We start from the raw sequence: 15,653 nt of genomic DNA on the forward strand, positions 1-15,653 counted from the left end.
CGTCCGCATCTGACGGGCCAGCAGTCTTGCGTCAGGGCTTGAGCGCCTGGTTCGCCGACTTCTTCGCCTTGACCTCGGCCACCGCCCTGTCGATGGCGGCCGTGCGCTGCGCCAGCGCCGGATGGTTGGCGGTGTGCCCGTTCAGCACCGTCGCCGGATAGGTCTCGGCAAAACGCTTCCAGAACCCGGCAACCCCGTCGACACGGTAGTCGGCCCGCGCCAGCAGGTAGACCGCGAGGCGGTCGGCCGCGCTGTCCTGCGCAGCTGGTATCGCCTTGATGCCGCCGCTGCCGATCAGCATCGAGGTGTCCGGCACGATGCTGGCCAGGTTGTCGATGATGCTGCCGATGGTGGCGGCGTTGCGCTGGCTGGCCGCATGGTTCAGCATGTTGTGCGCCATCGTGTGGGCCAGCACATAAGCCAGCTCGGTATCGTTCTCGGTAAAGCCCATCATGCCGCGTGTGACCAGGATGCGCTGGCCATCGGCGTAGGCGTTGACGTTGTCGGCGTTGCCCAGTTCGATGGCGTAGGCGCAGGCGCGGGTGACCGGGATGCTCAGGCTGCGCTCCTGGCCCTGGCGCTCGACGGTCAGCGGCAGCGTCGCCTGTTTCGCCACGATCGGGAAGAAAATGGCGCCGGCCTGCTTCAAGGCATCCGGCCCGGGTGGCAGGGACTTGCCGCCCGCGGCCACCAGCAGGTCGCCCTGGCGCAGCCCGGCCTTGGCGGCGCCGCTGCCGGCCAGCACATTGGTCACTTGCAGCCGTTCGCCCATGCCGAGCACCAGGTGCGCGGCCTCGTTGTACTGGCCCGTATAGGAATACCGGTTCTTGGCGGTGAAACCGAGCAGGTTGCGCGCGTGGCGCGTGCACAGTTCCGCGTTGTCGATGAGAAGGGGCGCGGCGACCTTGTACAGCCGGTCCTGCAGCGTGGCCATCCGGGTAAGCGTATCGGCTGCGGCCGCCATTTCCGGTGTGATCGGCGGCGCGGCTTGCACGGCCGGTCCGCGGGGGCCTGGCTGGCCCGGCTGAATTGGTCCCTGCGTGGCACAGGCCGAGAGCAGTGCTGCGGTGGCGAATCCCAGCGCAGTCCGGCTGAAGCGCCGGCTCAGGCGATGGATGCGGATCATGGTCCTCCTTTTGACGCGCCTGCCGATTCCTCCGATGGCTTGCCCTCGGCGTTTTGCCAGGCGCTTGGTGTTGTTATTGTTTGCCGGTGCTGCCGAACCCGCCGGCGCCCCGTTCGCTCGATGCGAACTCCTCTACCACGTTGAAGCCGACCTGCAGCACGGGCACGATCACGAGCTGGGCCAGCCGGTCCATCGGCTGCAGCGTGAAGGCGGCATGGCCGCGGTTCCAGGTCGAGACCATCAACTGTCCCTGGTAATCGGAGTCGATCAAGCCTACCAGATTGCCGAGAACGATGCCGTTCTTATGGCCGAGTCCACTGCGCGGCAGGATCATCGCGGCATAGCCGGGATCGCCGATGTGGATGGCCAGGCCGGTCGGCACCAGCACCGTCTGGCCGGCTTCGATGACGAGCGGCGCGTCGACGCAGGCGCGCAGGTCGAGGCCGGCGCTGCCGGGCGTGCCGTAGGCCGGCAGCAGGTCCTTCATGCGCGGGTCGAGGATTTTTAGATCGATGTTCTTCATGCTGTTCTTATGTTGTTCTGTCAATTCAGGTGAGCAGCGAGCGCCGTTCCAGGCGCTTCGCGATTTCGGAGACCAGCTGGCGCGCCAGGCTCAGCTTGTCGGCGCGGGGCAGTACGGTATGGCCGGTTTCGTCGAACAGCACGATGGTGTTCTCATCCTGCCCGAAGGTTTGCGGTCCGATATTGCCCACCAACAGGGGAATACCTTTTTTCTCGCGCTTGGCCGCGCCGAATTCCACCAGGTTGTCGGATTCGGCGGCAAAGCCCACGCAATAGGGCCAGCCGGAGAGCGAGGTGGTGGCGGCGACCAGGGCCAGGATGTCGGGGTTCTGGACGAATTCCAACTGGGGCGCGGCGCCATCCGCCCCTTTCTTGATCTTCTGCTCGCTGGCATTGGCCACGCGCCAGTCGGCTACCGCAGCCACGCCGATGAAGACGTGCTGGCCCGTCACGCCCGCCATCACGGCGTCGTGCATCTCCCGGGCGGTGAGCACGTCGATGCGGCGCACCCCGTGCGGGGTCGGCAGCGCGGTCGGCCCGGTCACCAGTGTGACCTCGGCGCCGGCTTCGCGCGCGGCGCGCGCCACTGCATAACCCATCTTGCCCGAGGAGAGGTTGGTGATGCCGCGCACCGGATCGATCGGCTCGAAGGTAGGGCCGGCCGTGATCAGGACGCGGCGCCCGGCCAGCAGCTTGTGCTGGAACGAGGCGATCAGTTCCTCGACCAGTTCTTCCGGCTCGAGCATGCGGCCGAGGCCGGTCTCGCCGCAGGCCTGGGAACCGGCCGCGGGGCCGAACAGCCGGACGCCGTCCTCACGGATCTGGGCGACGTTGCGCACCGTCGCCGGGTTCTCCCACATCTCGACGTTCATGGCCGGCGCCACCAGCAGCGGCGCGCGGCGCGGGCGCGCCACGCACAGCGTCGACAGCAGGTCGTCGCAGGCGCCGTGCGCCAGCTTGCGGATGAAGTCCGCCGAGCAGGGCGCGACCAGCACGGCGTCGGCATCGCGCGTGAGATCGATGTGGGCCATGTTGTTGGCCATGCGCGCGTCCCACTGGTCGAGATAGACCGGCTGGCCGGACAGGGCCTGCATGGTAACCGCGCCGATGAAATGGGTGGCCGCTTCGGTCATCACCACCTGCACGCTGGCGCCCTGCTTGACGAGCGAGCGGCACAGTTCGGCCGCCTTGTAGCAGGCCACGCCCCCGGTCAGGCCGAGGACGATCTTCTTGCCCTTCAGGTCCATGCTCATGTTGCCTCCAGTATCCAGGTCACGACTCGCTCATGACGACTTGCTCATGATGACTTATTTACGCGCCGCAGCTCGTCCACGATGAACAGGAAGGCGCCGACCGAGATGCCGATGTCGGCGATGTTAAAGGCCGGGAAGTGGCCGATGCCGGTCCAGTAGAAATCGAGGAAGTCGATCACGTGGCCGTGCACCACGCGGTCGATGCCATTGCCGATCGCGCCCGCCATGATCAGGGCCAGCGCGAAGCAGAACAGGCGCTGGCTGGCGTTCTTCTTCATCATGACCAGGCAGAAGCCCACTGCGCCGATGGCGATCGCGAGGAAGAACCAGCGCTGCCAGCCGCTGGCGTCGCCCAGGAAGCTGAAGGCCGCCCCCGGGTTGTACACCTTGATCAGGTTGAAGAAGCCGGTGACCGGCAGCGTCTCGGCATAGGCGAAAGTGCGTTCGACGGTGAGCTTGGTGACCTGGTCGAACAGGACGATGATCGCGGACAGGCCGAGCCACGGGAACAGGCTGGCGCTAGGCTTGTAGACGGGCTTGGCGCCCGGCGATGCGGTTTTCTTTTTGGTGGCCATGGTAGAGGAAGTAGTGTCCGCCACGCCGCGCCCCCAGCGAAGGAGCGCGGCGCGGCGCTGGGACCCCGCGAGGGGCTTCGGTCAGGCGCCCGCTTCAGGCAAAGCGGCGCGCTTCGCCGCTGCCGAACAGGTTGCTCGTGCAGCGGCCGCACAGCCCGGCGTGTGCATGGTCGTGGCCGACGTCGCGGCGGTAGTGCCAGCAGCGCTCGCACTTTTCCGCTTCCGCCGGCACGACGCTCACTGCCTCGTTGGCGGCGTCCGCCACCTGCTCGACGCTGGCCTGCGAGGTGATGAACACGAACTTCAGGTCATCCTCGAGGCTGGCCAGCAGCGCGTACTTGTCGCCCGCCGCCTTGATCGCCAGCTCCGCCTGCAGCGAGGAACCGATGGCGCCCGAGGCGCGTACTTCTTCCAGCTGCTTGGTGACGTCGGCGCGCACCTCGCGCAAGGCCGCGTACTTGGCCAGCAGCGCCGGCGCGTCAGGCAGCTCCGGGAAGGTCCACAGGGTCTGGGTGAAGATGGTCTCGTCCGACTCCGCATAGTCTTGCTGGCCCGCGAACACGGCCCAGGCTTCCTCGGCCGTGAAGGACAGGATCGGCGCCATCACGCGCAGCAGCGCATGGGCGATGTGCCACAGCGCGGTCTGGGCCGAACGCCGTGCGATCGAGTCCACGCCGGTGGTGTACAGGCGGTCCTTCAGAATGTCGAGGTAGAAGCCGCCCAGGTCTTCCGAGCAGTAGTTCTGCAGGCGCGAGACGACCGGATGGAACTCGTAGCGCTCGAAGTGGCCGGCGATGTCGTCCTGCAGCGCGGCCATCGCGGCGATCGCGTAGCGGTCGATCTCGAGCAGCTCGGCCACCGGGACGGCGTGCCGGGCCGGGTCGAAGTCCGAGGTGTTAGCCAGCAGGAAGCGCAGGGTGTTGCGGATGCGGCGGTAGGACTCGGTGACGCGCTTGAGGATCTCTTCGCCGATCGACAGCTCGCCCGTGTAGTCGGTCGAGGCCACCCACAGGCGCAGGATGTCGGCGCCGAGCGTATCCGAGATCTTTTGCGGGGCCAGCGTGTTGCCCAGCGACTTGGACATCTTCTTGCCGTTCTCGTCAACCGTGAAGCCGTGGGTCAGCAGCGCCTTGTAGGGCGGGCGGCCGTTGAGCATCGAGGAGGTCAGGAGCGAGGAGTGGAACCAGCCGCGGTGCTGGTCCGAACCTTCCAGGTAGAGGTCGGCGGGGAAGGCGGATTGCTCGGCGTGGGAGCCGCGCAGCACGGTCTGGTGGGTCGAGCCGGAGTCGAACCACACGTCCAGCGTGTCCTTGTTCTTCTCAAAGTCGGCTGCATCCTCGCCCAGCAAGGTGCTTGGGTCGAGCTGCTGCCAGGCTTCGATGCCTTGTTCTTCGATCAGCCTGGCGACCTGCTCCAGCAGTTCCGGGGTGCGCGGGTGCAGCGCGCCGGTTTCCTTGTGGATGAAGAAGGCCATCGGCACGCCCCACTGGCGCTGGCGCGACAGGGTCCAGTCCGGACGGTTGGCGATCATGCCCTGCAGGCGGGCCTGGCCCCAGTCGGGGAAGAACCGGGTCTCGGCGATGCCGGCAAGTGCGGTCTCGCGCAGGGTCTTGCCGCCGTCTTTCGGGGTGAGGTCCATGCCGGCGAACCACTGGCTCGTTGCGCGGTAGACGATCGGGGTCTTGTGGCGCCAGCAGTGCATGTAGCTGTGGTCGAACATCTTCAGTTCGAACAGCGCGCCCGCGCCGCGCAGGGCTTCGCAGATCGGCTTGCTGGCTTCCCAGATAGTCAATCCGCCGAACAGCGGCAGGGTCGAGGCGAAGCGGCCGTCGCCCATCACGGGTTTCAGGATCTCGTCGTCCTTCATGCCGTGCGCCTTGCAGGACTGGAAGTCTTCCTGGCCGTAGGCCGGGGCCGAGTGCACCACGCCGGTGCCGCTGTCGGTCGTCACATAGTCGGCCAGGTAGACCGGCGAGGTGCGATCGTAGAACGGGTCGGCCGCGTGCAGCGGGTGCCTGAAGCGGATACCGCCGAGCTTTTCGCCCAGGGTGGTGGCGATGACGGTGCCTTCCAGCTTGTAGCGCTGGAGTACGGATTCGGCCAGGTCCTGGGCCAGGATCAGCAGCAGGGGCTCGCCCTCGCGTTCGGCCTGCACCAGCACGTAGGTGACTTCCGGGTTGGCGTTCAGGGCCTGGTTCGACGGGATGGTCCACGGCGTGGTGGTCCAGATCACGATGAAGCCGTTGGTGGTCGGCAGTTGCGGCAGGCCGAAAGCGGCCGCGACCTTTTCCAGTTCCGCGAACGGGAAGCCGACGTCGATGGCCGGGTCGCGCTTGTCCTGGTATTCCACCTCGGCCTCGGCCAGTGCCGAGCCGCAGTCGAAGCACCAGTTGACGGGCTTGAGGCCCCGATAGACATAACCCTTCTCCAACAGCTTGCCGAGCGCGCGCAGTTCGTCGGCCTCGTTACCGTAGGCCATGGTCATGTAGGGGTTTTCCCATTCGCCGAGCACGCCCAGGCGGATGAAGCCGGCGCGTTGGCGGTCGATCTGCTCGAGCGCGTAGGCGCGCGCTTTCTGCAGCACTTCGGCGGTGGGGAGGTTCTTGCCGAACTGCTTTTCGATCTGGATCTCGATCGGCATGCCGTGGCAGTCCCAGCCCGGCACGTAGGGGGCATCGAAGCCGGCCATGGTGCGCGATTTCACGACCATGTCCTTCAGAATCTTGTTGACGGCGTGGCCCAGGTGGATGTCGCCGTTCGCGTACGGAGGGCCGTCGTGCAGGATGAACTTCGGACGGCCGGCCGCCGCCTTGCGGATGCGCTGGTAGATCTTCTTGTCCTGCCATTGCTTGACCCAGCCCGGCTCGCGCTTGGCGAGGTCGCCGCGCATCGGGAAAGGGGTGTCGGTCATGTTGACCGGGTATTTGCTCTCTGGCTTCTTGGCGCCTTTCTGGGCAGCCTGGTTCTGGACGGCGCTACTATTGACGGGTTTTGTATCGGACATAAGCTTCTTCTCTAAGGGATTCGTCTGGCGTCGCGGCAAGCGCGTGCGCCGGTGTTCGGTGGCGCGCCTCGGTGAGGCGGGCGATGGAGGTACGTCAAATTCGGTCGGTCGCGGTCAGGGCGCCGTTGCGGTTCGCGAAGAAGGCGCGCGCCTGGACGGCGTCGCGCTCGATGGCGGCGGCGAGGGTGGGCAGGTCGACGTATTTTTCCTCGTCGCGCAGCTTGGCGAGGAATTCCACCCGCACCAGCTTGCCGTAGGCGCTCTGGTCGTAGTCGAACACATGGACCTCGAGCAGCATGCGGCCGCTGTCCTCGACGGTGGGACGTACGCCGAGGCTGGCGACCGCCGGCAGCGGCCGGTCCGCCAAACCGTGCACCTGCACCACGAAGATGCCGCACAGGGCGGGGCGGTGCGCGACGCGCAGGTTCAGGGTCGGGAAGCCCAGCGTGCGGCCCAGCTTCTGGCCGTGGACTACGTGGCCGGACATGGCATACGGATGGCCCAGCAAGCCCTGGGTGGCGGCGAAGTCGCCGGCGGCCAGCGCTTCGCGCACGGCCGAGGACGAGATGCGGCGCTGGCCCAGCATCACCGCTTCCAGGGTCTCGACCTGGAAGCCGAACCGCCGGCCGGCCTCCTGCAGCATGGCGATGTCGCCCGCACGGCGTGCGCCGAAGCGGAAGTCGTCGCCCACCATCAGCCACTTGACGTGGAGGCCGTCGACCAGCACGCGCTCGATGAAGTCCTGTGGCGACTGAGCGGCGAAGTGTTCGTTGAAGTGCTCGACGATGACGCGGTCGATGCCGGCATTGGACAGGTCGCCCAGCTTGTCGCGCAGGTTGGCGATGCGTGCGGGGGCTTTGGACAGGTCGCCCATCTTGCGGGCGAAGTATTCGCGCGGGTGCGGCTCGAAGGTCATCACGGCCGCTTCGATCCCCAGGTCAGCGGCGGCGCCGCGCACGTGCGCCAACAATGCCTGGTGGCCGCGGTGGACACCGTCAAAGTTGCCGATCGTGAGGGCGCAGGGTGCGCGCGCCCTGTCGTTGGGAAGTCCGCGAAATACCTTCATCAATGATTCCAGTTGCGCAGCCGGCCGGTCCGGCGCGAAATACCTGATTATACGGTAACTGGGATGTTGCACAGCAACGTCGGTGTAGGGTGGTCGGCTTTGCCGACCGCGCGTTCAGCTGAAGCCAGCACTGCGGCAGCGGGGCAAGATATTGGACGCCTGACTGGCTTGCGCCGGCGCCTTGGCAGTGCAGCGTGACGTTGAACGCGCGGTCGGCAAGCCGACCAGCCTACGCGAAGCGGACTGCGAGGGCTGCGTCGAAAAAAAACGCCGCCTGCGAGCAGGCGGCGCTTCCTGATCGTGCGATCAGCCTTGAAATCAGGCGATCGGACGGTTGATTGCCATGATCCAGTAGCGGGCCAGGTCGGCGCTGCCGTCCTTGCCGCCGACGGTCCTGAGCGTCGAGATGGCTTGCTGCTTCTTGCCGGCCGCGGCGTAGGCTTCACCCAGGCGCAGCTTGGCTTCGTCCGGGTAGCGCAGGCCACCGGCCTTGATCGCGGATTCCATCATCTTCAGGCCCTTGTCAGCCTGGCCAGCCTGGACCAGCGCGTAGCCGAGACCCACGAGTGCATCATTGTCCTTGGCGGCCGTGTATTCGGCTTCCAGGGCAGCAACACCCTTGTTCTGGTCGGCCATGCTCTTCTCGGCCAGGTCTTTCAGGCGCTTGTGGCGTTCGGCATCGGCGCCGGTGCCCAGCGCGCCCGCCTTGTAGCCCTTGTCGATGACCTTCAGGGCTTCGGCCGGGGCCTTCGCCTGCAGCACGAGCTGGGCCATTTCCATGAACTCGCTCGGCTTCTTCAACAGGTTGTTCGCGAGCTTCAGGCGGTACACGTCCACGGACAGGCGGCCCGAGAAGCCAGGCTTGCCCTGCACGCGGTTCAGCAGGTCGTTCCAGTACTGGGCCTTCGGATAGCCAGCGGCCAGCTTCTCGATGGTGTTGACATAGCCGGCCCTGTCGTTCTTCTTGAGCTGGATGTTGGCCAGCATGCCGAGCTCGTCTTCGCTCAGGCGGCCGCTCTTTTCGGCGACGCGCAGTTCCTGTTCGAGCGCGGCGACGTTACCCTGCTTGTAGTAGTTCTGGAGCAGGTAAGCGCGCAGCTTGGGATCGTTGCCCTTCTGCAGCAGTTTCTTGATGGTGGCGTTTGCCTTGTTCAGGTCGCCGGCACGCATATAGATGCCGACCAGGCCTTCCGAATATTGCGAGCGCTGGCTGGCGCTCAGCTTGCCCGAATCAAGCAGCTTCTCGAAGGAGTTGGCCGCGGTGTTCCAGTCGCCGGCCGACGAGGCAGCGGAGGCGCGCACCTGCTCGACCAGGAAGCGTTCGTCATCGGTTTTCGCTGCCTTGTCCGCATCGCGCAGGGTAGCCAGGGCGCCCTTTGGATTGCCTTGCTTGATCTGCGCCTGTGCCTGTTGCAGCGGCTTGCCGAGTTCCGGACGCAGGGTAACCGCGGCGTGCACGGGAGCCAGGCCGACAACCGGCAGGCTTGCGGTGAAACCAAGAGCGGCCAGCGCGAGGCCAAGGTGTGCGAGACGGAATTTAATCATCTGAAAACATCCTTCTTCAAAATGGACACGGCAGGGAAACCCTGCCGTGTTGGTCATACATGGATCGGTTACTGGAACTGCTCGTTACCGACCATGCCGATCTTGGTGACGCCGAGACGCTGTGCAGTTGCCATGACGCCGGCCACCACCTTGTACTCGACCAGCTTGTTCGGACGCAAATGCACTTCCGGCTGGTCCGGCATCGCAGCGATGCCGTTCATCTTGGCTTCCAGGGTCGCACGATCCGGGATCACCTGGCCATCCCAGAGGATGGTGCCGTCGAAGTCCACGTCAATCGTCACGACCACCGGCTGGGTGGTTTGCGGCGGCGGGGTGCCGACCGGCATGTTCAGATTGACCGAGTGGTCTTGTTTCGGAATCGTGATAATCATCATAATGATGAGAACGAGCAGGACGTCGATCAGCGGCGTCATGTTCATTTCCATCATCGGTTCCGGATCTGCTCCTTTAGCGGAGCCCGAACCTACGTTCATGCCCATGGTGTTTCCTTTTCAAATGTTGGGGTCACGGACGCGATATCAAGGTCTTCCGCAGAAAACCCCGATATCGCGGACAGGGTATCAACCCCCCTTGTCAGGCGGTTCGATGATGAAACCGACCTTCTGAATCCCAGCACGCTGAGCCGTGTAGATCACCCGGCCAACCGCTTCGTAGCGCGACGATTGGTCGCCACGAACCTTCACTGCCGGCTGCGGCTGCTTCACCGACTGCTCCGCGAGGAACTTGAACAGCTCGTCCGTGTTCGCGAGACGCGTCTGGTTGTAGTACATCTCGCCATCTTTGTTGATGGTGATGTTGACGTCTTCCGGCTTGGACTTGGTGACCTGGTTCGTCTCTGTAGGCAGATTCACTTTCTGCAGATTCAGAACCACCGGACTGGTGATCAGGAAGATGATCAGGAGAACCAACATGATGTCCACGAGGGGCGTCGTGTTGATCTCCGACATCACGGTATCTTCATCTCCGGAATCGGAGCCGACACTCATCGACATGATTAGCCAGCCTTCTTAGCACCAGCGGAAGCGCTCGAGGTCGACATGGCACCCGAGATCAGGACCGAGTGCACGTCGGCCGAGAACGAACGGACATCTTCCATGACCGTCTTGTTACGACGAACCAGCCAGTTGTAACCCAGAACCGCCGGGACTGCAACGAACAGACCGAATGCGGTCATGATCAGTGCTTCACCCACCGGGCCTGCCACTTTGTCGATCGACGCGTTACCCGACATACCGATGGCGGTCAGCGCGTTGTAGATGCCCCAGACGGTACCGAACAGACCGATGAACGGCGAGGTCGAACCGACGGTTGCCAGGAACGACAGGCCATCCTGCAGGCGCGACTGGACGCGGTCCACGGCGCGCTGGATCTGCATGGTCACCCAGGTCGACAGGTCGATCTGCTCGAGCAGGGCGCCGTCGTGGTGCTGGGTTGCCTTGGTGCCGGTTTCAGCGATGAAACGGAACGGCGAGCCTTCTTTCAGCTGGGCCGAGCCGGCGGCGATCGACGGCGCTTTCCAGAACTTGGCCTGGGCGTCCTTCGACTGGCGCATGATCTTCTGCTGGTCGATCAGCTTGGTGATGATGATGTACCACGAACCGATCGACATGATGGCCAGGATGATGATGGTCGACTTGTTGACGAAGTCGCCTTCTTCCCACATGGCTTCCGGGCCGTACGGGTTGTGCACTTCTTCGGTCGCCTCGCCGCCAGCGGCCGGAGCGGCTGCGTCGCCAGCCGGGGCGGCTGCAGCGTCGGCAGCCGGTGCAGCAGCAGCGTCAGCTGCCGGTGCTGCAGCCGCGTCAGCCGCCGGAGCGGTAGCGCCTGCGGCAGGTGCGTCAGCGAAGGCCGGTGCGGAGACCAGGGCCGATGCCGCCGTTACCGAGAACAGGACAGCCGCCAGCATAGCGGACAAACGGGTATTCTTAAACATGCTTCCTCCAAAAATATAAAAATAGACAGTTCGCTGAACTATTGACAACGAAAATCATAGAGTTGAGACGGTGGTCTGTCTCGGTTTTATTCCAGCGTCCAGACGTACTGCACCGCTGTCCACGCCTGTTGCGGCTGACCATCAACAGTGGCCGGCTTGAATCGGCATTTGCTCAGGGCCGATTGCGCGGCCCGGTCCAGGTCGCGGAAGCCAGACGACTTCTGCAGTTTGGATTCCATCACTCGACCATCGACACCGATCAGGAACTGCAGGGTCGTGGTACCGGTTTCTTCGTTACGCTGCGACGAACGCGGATATTCCGGACGTGCGCAAGTGTTAAAGTCTGCCACCGCTTCGGTACGGCTCGGGCCGGCTGGGCCACGTGCCGGGGGCGCCGGAGGAGCCGGCGGTGCCGGCGGCGCCAGTTGCGTGGTCGGCGGCGGCGTATTCGTCGCCGCGGCGATCACGTTTTGCGGCGGCGGCGGCTGCTGCACCTGGACTTCGACCGGCGGGATGAACGGCGGCGGCGGTGCCTTCATTTCCGGCGGCGGCGGCGGCGGCGGCGTTTCCGGCGGTGGCGGCGGCTTCACCTCTTCGATCAGTTTTGTTTCCACAGCCTCGGTTACCTTGGTGACGATGCGGGTGCCCAGGCCATTGACGAATGCCCAAGCGACCACCACGTGCAACAGGATAACAATGGCGAGACCGGTGTAATTCTTTCCCGGGTTCTTATCATGCGTAAAATTCATGCCATCTTTCTCCAATACCAACTCTTTTTTGTTGCCACTAAACCCACTAAACACGACAAAAAGCTAGGGCCGCATCCGGGACATCAAAGAATTATACCTACGAATTCTTTTTTGAGGAGACATTTTTACACCCGTGAAAGGGGTCTTATTTGCCTCTAAAAGCCTGCAAACGAGCTCATCTATACAAGCGCGGTGCCCGGGTATTCGTGGTCCAGAAAGCAAGGATGATTTGTAATTTTATGTAGTCGTTCTCCTCCATGTGTGTTTCATCAGGCATGGATGCCGGTTTTGCCAAATTTTCATTGCCAAAAGGGCTCAACAGCAAATTTCGTATGATGCTTTGCTGATCTTTTTGCAAACTATAGCTAGTTTTGTCGAAGCGGCGCGTCCTGTTGAGCAGCCCGAAACGGGGCGGTTTTAGCTTGCTAACCCATAGCTGAAAGTCATGGGTAAGTAGCGTCTTGGCATGCTTCAGTTGTGCTTCTGGCAAGCTAACAGGCCATATCTGCTTCTCATGCATGGCAAAACTACATGGAAATCAGCGATTTGAACAGTGTGTTCGCGCACGGATGCGTAAAAAAATTACGTCGCGCTGGTGATTTGGTGGGGGAAGGGGTGGCAAAACGTGCGTCCAGGCATGGAATCGAAGCATGGGTAAGGTGGGTAAGCCGCGCTGCAGGGCCCACGCCACGGCGGAACGCGCAAGCAGGCGGGTTCGGCATGCCGGAAGGCGGGCAGCCGGCAGCCGGGAAAGGGCGGCGTCTCAAGCCGACAGAAACGAGGTCGGCGCGGGACGCGGTTTGGTACGGCAGATAGCCGTTGCCCAGGGGGGCAAGGCCGGCCGGTGACCGGCCTGACCAGCGCACCGTCGTCCCGGCGCCGCACTATCCGGAACCGCGTCAACGGCGCCAGCGTCCGGTCAGCGGCCGCGCTTCTCGCGGCGGCACTCGAGGAAGCTGACGACGTGTCCGCTCGGGTCCACCGTCTCGAGACGCACATCGAAGCCCCACAGGCGTGCGACGTGCTTGAGCACCTCCTGCGCCTGCTGGTTCAGCGGGCGGCGGTTGAACTGGGTATGGCGCAGGGTCAGGGCCCGGTCGTCGCGGGTATTCACCTGCCATACCTGGATGTTCGGCTCGCGGCTGCCGATGTTGTACTGCTCGGCCAGCTTGTGGCGAACGTAGCGGTAGCCCTGCTCGTCGTGGATCGCCGAGATGGTCAGCTTGTCGCTGCGATCGTCGTCGAGCACGGCGAAGAAATGGAAATCGCGGATCAGCTTGGGCGAGAGATATTGCGCGATGAAGCTTTCGTCCTTGAAATTGCGCATCGCGAAATCGAGGGTCTTGAGCCAGTCGCTGCCTGCGATGTCCGGGAACCAGGCCCGGTCTTCGTCGGTTGGATCCTCGCAAATGCGTCGGATGTCGGTCATCATCGCGAAACCGAGCGCATACGGGTTGATTCCGCTGTAATAAGGACTGGTGGCCGGCGGCTGGTACACGACGTTCGTATGGCTCTGCAGGAACTCGAGCATGAAGCCGTCGCCCACGATGCCTTCCTTGTACAGGTCTTGCAGGATCGTGTAGTGCCAGAACGTGGCCCAGCCCTCGTTCATCACCTGGGTCTGGCGCTGCGGATAGAAATACTGCGAGATCTTGCGCGTGATGCGCACCAGCTCGCGCTGCCAGGGTTCGAGCAGCGGCGCATACTTCTCGATGAAGTAGAGCAGGTTCTCCTCGGGCTCGGGCGGGAAACGCATCGGCGTGGCGGCCGTCACCTGCTCTTCGCGTAGCGGCAGGGTGCGCCAGATCTCGTTGACCTGGGACTGGGCGTATTCCTCACGCTCCTTCTGCCGCGCCGTTTCCTGCGCCACCGAGAGCTTGGCCGGCCGCTTGTAGCGGTCCACCCCGTAGTTCTGCAGGGCGTGGCAGGAGTCGAGCAGTTCCTCCACCGCATCAATACCGTAACGCTGTTCGCACTCGGCAATATAGTTCTTCGCAAAGACCATGTAGTCGACGATCGCGTCGGCATCGGTCCAGGTACGGAACAGATAGTTGCCTTTGAAGAAAGAATTGTGCCCATAGGCGGCGTGCGCGATCACCAGGGCCTGCATCGTCAGGCTGTTCTCCTCCATCAGGTAGGCGATGCAGGGATTCGAGTTGATGACGATCTCGTAGGCCAGGCCCATCTGGCCGCGCTTGTAGCTCTTTTCCGTCGACAGGAAATGCTTGCCGAACGACCAATGGTTGTACGACACCGGCATGCCGACGGAGGTGTAGGCGTCCATCATCTGCTCGGCAGTGATGATTTCGAGCTGGTTGGGATAGGTGTCCAGGCCGTAGCGCTTGGCCACCCGCTTGATCTCCTCGTGCGCCTGCTCGATCAGGTCGAAGGTCCACTCCGACTGTTCAGGCAGGGCGCGTGGGTTGTTGGGGTCTCTTGGCATGCTGGCCTCTGTCTTGTCTGAAACGCTCGACTACCTCGGCTGTTTCTTGAACAGCTCGCGGAAGACCGGATAGATGTCGGCGGGAGTGACGATCTTCTGCATGGCGAAATTCTTGTGATGATCGGCCACCTCGCAGTACTGTTCCCACAGGTTCTGCGGCGGGCCGTCAGTGATCTCGACATAGGTGTAGTACTGCACCCGCGGCATGATCGCCTGGGTCAGGATCTGCTTGCAGAGCACCGAGTCGTTGTCCCAGTTGTCGCCGTCCGAAGCCTGGGCCACGTAGGCGTTCCAGTCGGCGCTGCCGTAGCGCTCGGCCAGCACCTTCTGCAGCAGGTGCAGTGCCGAGGACACCACCGTGCCGCCCGACTCGCGCGAATGGAAGAACTCGTTCTCGTCGACTTCGGCCGCGGCCGTGTGGTGGCGGATGAAGACGACCTCGATCTTTTCGTATACGCGCTTGAGGAACAGGTAGAGCAGGATGAAGAAGCGCTTGGCCGTGTCCTTGCGGGTTTCGTCCATCGAGCCGGACACGTCCATGATGCAGAACATCACGGCCGAGGTGCTCGGTTTGGGCACCTTGATCCGGTTCGAATAGCGCAGGTCGAAAGGATCGATGAAGGGAATGGCGTTGAGGCGGATGTGCAGGTGGTGGATCCTGTCCTTCAGCGCCACCACTTCCTCGTCGTCGGACGGCGCGCCGCGGTCGAGCAGGGCCTGCAGCGCTTCCTCGGCTTCCCTGAGCTGGCGCTTGGCCGGTCCGCCGACGGCGATGCGCCGTCCCAGTGCGCCGCGCAGGGAGCGCAGCACATGGATATTGGACGGCGTGCCAGACACGTTGTAGCCGGCGCGCTGGTTCTTGAATTCGATGGTCTGGGAGAGCTGCGTCTTGATCATGTTCGGCAGCTCAAGATCCTCGAAGAAGTAATTCATGAATTCTTCGCGCGACAGCTCGAAGATGAAATCGTCTTCGACGGTCTGGTCGCTGTTGCCGGCGCGGCCGCGCCCGGCGCCGCCGCCACCGCTGCGCGGGCGGTTGAACTGGTCGCCTTTCTGGTATTCGGTATTGCCCGGGTTGACGGTTTCCCAGACGCCCCCGTGGGAGTGGCCGAAATGGGGTTCGTTCACGTCCTTGACGGGAATCGTGACTTTCTCGCCATTCTCGATGTCGGTGATCGAGCGGCCCTTGATCGCGCGGCCGACCGCATCCTTGATCTGCGACTTGTAGCGGCGCAGGAAGCGTTCGCGGTTGACCGCTGACTTGTTCTTGCCTTGCAAGCGACGGTCAATAAGGTAAGTCAAAACATACCTCCTGTGGTGGCGGCTTGAAGAACCTGCTGCGCGTTGCATTTGCGGTGGGGCGCCGAGCCTTGCCATGCTCACCGTACATTAGTACGGTTGCGCTTCTCAACCGCA

The 15,653-nt window shown here is 63.5% G+C and carries 14 protein-coding genes; all 14 read right to left on the minus strand.

Annotation, left to right across the window (positions count from 1 at the left end; genetic code table 11):
- Positions 1 to 31: 31 nt before the first annotated feature.
- On the minus strand, positions 32 to 1,126 hold the full coding sequence (locus tag AC56KL_RS15510) for a M48 family metallopeptidase (protein ID WP_497181057.1): 1,095 nt from the start codon (positions 1,124 to 1,126) through the stop codon (positions 32 to 34).
- Between the two features lie 73 nt (positions 1,127 to 1,199).
- Complete coding sequence (gene dut / locus AC56KL_RS15515; protein WP_497181058.1) at positions 1,200 to 1,649, minus strand: dUTP diphosphatase; 450 nt, start codon at positions 1,647 to 1,649, stop codon at positions 1,200 to 1,202.
- 25 nt (positions 1,650 to 1,674) lie between these two features.
- Entirely contained in the window at positions 1,675 to 2,895 is a 1,221-nt protein-coding gene (gene coaBC / locus AC56KL_RS15520) for a bifunctional phosphopantothenoylcysteine decarboxylase/phosphopantothenate--cysteine ligase CoaBC (RefSeq protein WP_497181188.1), read from the minus strand.
- 50 nt (positions 2,896 to 2,945) lie between these two features.
- Positions 2,946 to 3,476 carry a signal peptidase II gene (lspA, locus tag AC56KL_RS15525; protein WP_497181059.1) on the minus strand — a complete coding sequence of 177 codons (531 nt, stop codon included), beginning with the start codon at positions 3,474 to 3,476 and terminating at the stop codon, positions 2,946 to 2,948.
- Positions 3,477 to 3,570: 94 nt separating this feature from the next.
- On the minus strand, positions 3,571 to 6,480 hold the full coding sequence (gene ileS, locus AC56KL_RS15530) for an isoleucine--tRNA ligase (protein WP_497181060.1): 2,910 nt from the start codon (positions 6,478 to 6,480) through the stop codon (positions 3,571 to 3,573).
- Positions 6,481 to 6,574: 94 nt separating this feature from the next.
- Positions 6,575 to 7,546, minus strand: coding sequence for a bifunctional riboflavin kinase/FAD synthetase (locus AC56KL_RS15535; protein WP_497181061.1), 972 nt, complete (start codon positions 7,544 to 7,546; stop codon positions 6,575 to 6,577).
- Positions 7,547 to 7,864: 318 nt separating this feature from the next.
- Positions 7,865 to 9,091 (minus strand): tetratricopeptide repeat protein, encoded by a 1,227-nt coding sequence (locus AC56KL_RS15540; RefSeq protein ID WP_497181062.1) that lies wholly within the window; start codon positions 9,089 to 9,091, stop codon positions 7,865 to 7,867.
- 68 nt (positions 9,092 to 9,159) lie between these two features.
- A complete protein-coding gene (locus tag AC56KL_RS15545) occupies positions 9,160 to 9,591 on the minus strand; it encodes an ExbD/TolR family protein (RefSeq protein ID WP_497181063.1) in 432 nt (143 codons plus the stop codon).
- 81 nt (positions 9,592 to 9,672) lie between these two features.
- Positions 9,673 to 10,104: an ExbD/TolR family protein gene (locus tag AC56KL_RS15550; RefSeq protein ID WP_497181064.1), complete on the minus strand. Its 432-nt coding sequence runs from the start codon at positions 10,102 to 10,104 to the stop codon at positions 9,673 to 9,675.
- 2 nt (positions 10,105 to 10,106) lie between these two features.
- Entirely contained in the window at positions 10,107 to 11,045 is a 939-nt protein-coding gene (locus AC56KL_RS15555) for a MotA/TolQ/ExbB proton channel family protein (RefSeq protein ID WP_497181065.1), read from the minus strand.
- Between the two features lie 86 nt (positions 11,046 to 11,131).
- A complete protein-coding gene (locus AC56KL_RS15560; RefSeq protein WP_497181189.1) occupies positions 11,132 to 11,794 on the minus strand; it encodes an energy transducer TonB in 663 nt (220 codons plus the stop codon).
- Positions 11,795 to 11,969: 175 nt separating this feature from the next.
- Positions 11,970 to 12,314, minus strand: a complete 345-nt coding sequence (locus tag AC56KL_RS15565) for a hypothetical protein (protein ID WP_497181066.1) — start codon at positions 12,312 to 12,314, stop codon at positions 11,970 to 11,972.
- Between the two features lie 399 nt (positions 12,315 to 12,713).
- Complete coding sequence (locus AC56KL_RS15570; RefSeq protein ID WP_497181067.1) at positions 12,714 to 14,237, minus strand: SpoVR family protein; 1,524 nt, start codon at positions 14,235 to 14,237, stop codon at positions 12,714 to 12,716.
- Between the two features lie 30 nt (positions 14,238 to 14,267).
- Complete coding sequence (locus tag AC56KL_RS15575) at positions 14,268 to 15,539, minus strand: YeaH/YhbH family protein (protein ID WP_497181068.1); 1,272 nt, start codon at positions 15,537 to 15,539, stop codon at positions 14,268 to 14,270.
- Positions 15,540 to 15,653 lie beyond the last annotated feature (114 nt).

The sequence above is a fragment of the Telluria sp. ZB4P34 genome, assembly GCF_059686055.1.

What these genes read in the sequence shown, in the direction of transcription:
- AC56KL_RS15510 (WP_497181057.1), bottom strand. Translation starts at nt 1,126, where the DNA reads ATGATCCGCATCCATCGCCTGAGCCGGCGCTTCAGCCGGACTGCGCTG.
- dut (WP_497181058.1), bottom strand. Translation starts at nt 1,649, where the DNA reads ATGAAGAACATCGATCTAAAAATCCTCGACCCGCGCATGAAGGACCTG.
- coaBC (WP_497181188.1), bottom strand. Translation starts at nt 2,895, where the DNA reads ATGGACCTGAAGGGCAAGAAGATCGTCCTCGGCCTGACCGGGGGCGTG.
- lspA (WP_497181059.1), bottom strand. Translation starts at nt 3,476, where the DNA reads ATGGCCACCAAAAAGAAAACCGCATCGCCGGGCGCCAAGCCCGTCTAC.
- ileS (WP_497181060.1), bottom strand. Translation starts at nt 6,480, where the DNA reads ATGTCCGATACAAAACCCGTCAATAGTAGCGCCGTCCAGAACCAGGCT.
- AC56KL_RS15535 (WP_497181061.1), bottom strand. Translation starts at nt 7,546, where the DNA reads ATGAAGGTATTTCGCGGACTTCCCAACGACAGGGCGCGCGCACCCTGC.
- AC56KL_RS15540 (WP_497181062.1), bottom strand. Translation starts at nt 9,091, where the DNA reads ATGATTAAATTCCGTCTCGCACACCTTGGCCTCGCGCTGGCCGCTCTT.
- AC56KL_RS15545 (WP_497181063.1), bottom strand. Translation starts at nt 9,591, where the DNA reads ATGGGCATGAACGTAGGTTCGGGCTCCGCTAAAGGAGCAGATCCGGAA.
- AC56KL_RS15550 (WP_497181064.1), bottom strand. Translation starts at nt 10,104, where the DNA reads ATGTCGATGAGTGTCGGCTCCGATTCCGGAGATGAAGATACCGTGATG.
- AC56KL_RS15555 (WP_497181065.1), bottom strand. Translation starts at nt 11,045, where the DNA reads ATGTTTAAGAATACCCGTTTGTCCGCTATGCTGGCGGCTGTCCTGTTC.
- AC56KL_RS15560 (WP_497181189.1), bottom strand. Translation starts at nt 11,794, where the DNA reads ATGAATTTTACGCATGATAAGAACCCGGGAAAGAATTACACCGGTCTC.
- AC56KL_RS15565 (WP_497181066.1), bottom strand. Translation starts at nt 12,314, where the DNA reads ATGCATGAGAAGCAGATATGGCCTGTTAGCTTGCCAGAAGCACAACTG.
- AC56KL_RS15570 (WP_497181067.1), bottom strand. Translation starts at nt 14,237, where the DNA reads ATGCCAAGAGACCCCAACAACCCACGCGCCCTGCCTGAACAGTCGGAG.